Annotated in this window: 2 protein-coding genes; both read right to left on the bottom strand. The window is 49.9% G+C overall.

Annotated elements, in window-relative coordinates; translation table 11 throughout:
- Positions 1-136: 136 nt before the first annotated feature.
- A complete protein-coding gene (locus tag VZT47_RS09625) occupies positions 137-1,150 on the bottom strand; it encodes a TAXI family TRAP transporter solute-binding subunit (RefSeq protein ID WP_330224749.1) in 1,014 nt (337 codons plus the stop codon).
- 306 nt (positions 1,151-1,456) lie between these two features.
- A complete protein-coding gene (locus tag VZT47_RS09620) occupies positions 1,457-3,445 on the bottom strand; it encodes a TRAP transporter permease (RefSeq protein WP_330224748.1) in 1,989 nt (662 codons plus the stop codon).
- Between the last annotated feature and the right edge of the window lie 484 nt (positions 3,446-3,929).

Below are 3,929 nucleotides of genomic sequence, written 5' to 3'. Positions count from 1 at the left end.
TCTGACGCCCGCCACCTTCACGAACCACGAATCACGAATCACGAAACTTCGGTAAAGACTCAACCGGGGCGTGCCGCGGTGAGGCTAACCCACGAATACCGTTACTGACTCAGGTCATATTTCCAGAGAATGACTCTTATTTCAGTACCCCGATTTCCTTATAGTACTTTTCAGCACCCGGATGGAGCGGAACACCGGCGATATCCTTCACCGCATTTTCAGCTTTGAGGCCTTTCAGGTTCTTCTGAGCCTGTCCCAGTTCTTCCATATGCGTCCAGAGAGCCTTGGTCATTTCATAGACTTTGTCTTCCGGAAGGTCTCCGCGGCAGAACATGACCATCTTAATGGCAGAAGTCTTCACATCTTTATCCTGGTTCGGATAGGTGCCTGCTTTGATGGTGAATCCGGTGTACCAGGGATGCTCGGCTTTCAGTTTGGCGAGGAGGGCATCATCAATCGGAACCAGATGGGAACCGCTGGTCATGGCCTGGGTAACTGCAGAAGCCGGAGCGCCGGACATAATCCAGGCACCGTCAATAGTTCCATTCTGAAGCATATCGGCTGCATCACCGAAAGTAATGTATTCCGCCTTGATATCATCGGGGAATTTCATACCGGCTGCAGTCAGATGGGTATCGGCTTCGTTATAAACAGAAGAACCGGCAGAAGCGACAGCAAAGTGCTTTCCTTTGATATCCTGGATATTTTCAATGCCCGAATTGGCGCTGGCAACGACCTGGTTCGGATTGAGGTAAAGTCCGCCGATGACTTTCAGATCCGGATAGGCATGATCCTTGAAAGTGTCCAGTCCCTTGTAGCACTGATATACGTTGCTGGCAATAGCGATGGAAACCTGGGCTTCCCCTTCAGAAACCATGGTCAGATTGGCAATACCGCCGGCCGATGCCTGGCTGGAAGCCTGGACGCCGGGAACATTATTGGACCACATATTCGTAATGGCTGCGCCAACAGCATAAAGAGCCCCTGATGCGCCGGCTGTGGGGAAATTAATTTTCAAAGTCTCACCTGCTGCCGGTTTTGCCGGTGCGCTGGAAGCTGCTTTTTTATCTCCCCCGCCGCAGCCTGCAAAAACGCCTGCCATCATCATGGCTGCCATGGATACTGCCAATGCTTTTTTCCAGTTTTTCATATTGTTCCTCCTATACTGCAATACTACTGGTTCTGCCGGATATAATAAATTCCCGTTTCTGGGATTTTATCCTTTTGGAAATATAATTCTATATCGGATTTGGGATTTCGGGAAGGTGCTGCCGCTGATGCGGCAGCAAGTATATATGGGAAATGTGCACAGGCGGGGATGAAAGCACATCAGCACCGATAAAGCGCCAAAGGCCGCGCGCGAAGGGCACTCCATAAACTGGTTTTCCAAAGGAAAACCATATCCTTCACGAACCACAGATCATGGACCACGATCAGCACTAATGACTCAATTCCCTCAAGCCGCAGAAGCCTCTTTCTTATTTCTCATATACTGATAAGCGCATACAAGGATAATCAGCCCTGCGCCGATGGCATCGGTAAAAGCGCCCGGGAGCAGCAGGAAGGGAGAAGCCGCGATGAGAATGACCCTTTCGATGATGCCGCATTTCCGGAGTATCCAGCCTTCCAGACCGGCCACCAGGGCAAAAGTCCCGATCATGGCTGTGAAAACGGCCCAGCCTGTCGCGCCCGGCGTTGCCGATTTGTCCACACCGATCAGGAGGACAGGATTATCGAGGAAGAAGAAAGGAATGATAAATCCAATGAGTCCCAGACGGACAGCCCAGAGACCTGTCTTTGTCTGGTCCGAATCAGCAATCCCCGAAGCCACATAGGCAGACATGGCTACCGGTGGAGTAATATTGGAAAGGCATGCATAAATCAGGCAGAAAAGATGAGCAATCAAAGGAAGTGCTCCTGCCTTAATCAAAACAGGGACAGCTACAGCCTGGACAATGACATAGGCTGCTACTCCTGGAACTCCCATTCCCAAAATGGCGGACATAATCATAACCAGGAAACCGGCCAGATAAATGCTTCCGCCATTGACTACGGAAAGGATGAGATAACCCATATTGAGGCCCAGGGAAGTCAGGGTAACAGTACCGATAATCACACCGATAATCACGCAGCATACACCGACGGAAATAGCACTTTTGGCCCCTTCCACGATGGCTTCCAGAATCTTGTCAGGTCCCATGCGGGTATCTTTCCGAAGCCAGCTGGCACCGATGGTGACAAAAATGGAAATCACTGCCGCATAAAGAGGCGTAAATCCCATAAACATGAGACCGATGAGGCTGATTAAAGGCAGCACCAGATGGCCCTGTTCTTTGATGACCTTCATGGCATCGGGAATATTTTCTTTGGAAATACCGGAAAGCCCCAGCCTTTTCGCTTCAAAATGGACAGCCAGCAGAAGTCCGATATAGTAGAGAAGGGCCGGAGTAACCGAAGCCAAAGCGACATAAGTATAGGACAGATTCAGGAATTCTGCCATGACGAAACCGACGGCCCCCATGATTGGCGGAGTAAACTGTCCGCCTGTAGAAGCTACGGCTTCCACAGCACCTGCAAATTCCTTTTTATACCCGGTCCGTTTCATCAGCGGAATGGTAATCGTTCCGGTAGTTGCCACGTTGGCTATGGCAGAACCATTAATCATCCCCATGAGCCCGGAAGCAATGACAGCTACTTTGGCAGGGCCCCCGGAAGTCCGGCCTACGAGGGTCAGGGAAAAATCATTGATGAAATGGGAAAATCCGCTGTATTTCAAAAAGGCGCCAAAAACGACGAAGAGGAAAATATAGGTGGCCGATACGCCGATACCGGTCCCAAGTAAGCCCTGCGTCCCCCAGAACTGGGTAATAAGGACCCGCTTCAAAGTGAAACCGTTATGACCAAGATACCCCGGCAGGTAAGCGCCAAACCAGTTATAAGCGAGGAAAATGGCGGCCAGAATAGCCAGATTTCCCGAAGCCCTCCGGGCTGCTTCAAAGACACAGACCAGAGCCACGAAAGCAATCCCGATTTCCATCGAAGAAATTCGGCCCCCGGTCTGGGCAATGCGGGTAAAATTGAGAATCAGGTAAAGATAGGACCCCACGGAACCGGCAATGAAAAGCCAGTCCCAGAGTGGCGGCAGTTTCCGGTGTCTTCTTTCCTTCTTATACGTCGGAAAGAGGAGAAACGTAAAAAGCAGCAGAAAAATGCAGTGAATGGCACGCAGATTCACCGCACTGATAGCTCCAAGGGTCGTGAAATAAAGCTGGAAAGCAGTCCAGACACACAAAAGGACTACGATCACCATTTTCATGGGTCCATCGTAGATCCTCATGCGGGAATCGGCGTCTTTATCCTCCAGCATTTTCTGCGCTTTTTCATCCAGCGCAGCTTTTGTGGACGCCACATCCTCCAGCCGAACTTCTTTGTTCCCTGTATTCATATGTAAAATTCCTCCCGACCTTCTATCCTCCATCATTATTTTCGATGGGTTTGAAGAAAGTATAACACGGAAACAGAGGATTGGCAATTTCGACAGTTGAAACGGAAATTCTTCCCTATGAGGGCCAAAAGGATGGAATAAAAGGGGTTGGAAGTCTATCCGTTCCTTTGAAATCCATATACAGGCCCGCTTCCAATTCTGACGCGGGCCGCCGTGACTGCGAACGGATGCCGAAGAACAAAAAAAGCCCGAACCTTTCGGTTCGGGCTTTTGGGCATAAGAAAACCCTCCTTTTGAAACATCTGGATGGCATTTTGCCAGGTTTCCGTATGTGCGGCTCAATCGGTGCAGAAATCGTTAGCTATTACGTATGCGTTGCCGTGATACAACGCCGGTGACAGAATCGTCTGGCTTTGCCGGAATTTTGTTTCATCCGGAGGAATTTTCTTTTTTGTTTTAACAACCTTGTAAACGGGAAAGCTGT

This window comes from Dialister sp. (genome assembly GCF_036343215.1).
Taxonomy (GTDB): Bacteria; Bacillota; Negativicutes; order Veillonellales; family Dialisteraceae; genus Dialister.
The sequence above is the reverse complement of the archived record's forward strand: the minus strand, read 5'-3'. Positions and strand labels throughout refer to the sequence as shown.

Bases quoted from the DNA above. Each gene is read 5' to 3' on its own strand.
- VZT47_RS09620 (WP_330224748.1), bottom strand. From the start codon at position 3,445: ATGAATACAGGGAACAAAGAAGTTCGGCTGGAGGATGTGGCGTCCACA.
- VZT47_RS09625 (WP_330224749.1), bottom strand. From the start codon at position 1,150: ATGAAAAACTGGAAAAAAGCATTGGCAGTATCCATGGCAGCCATGATG.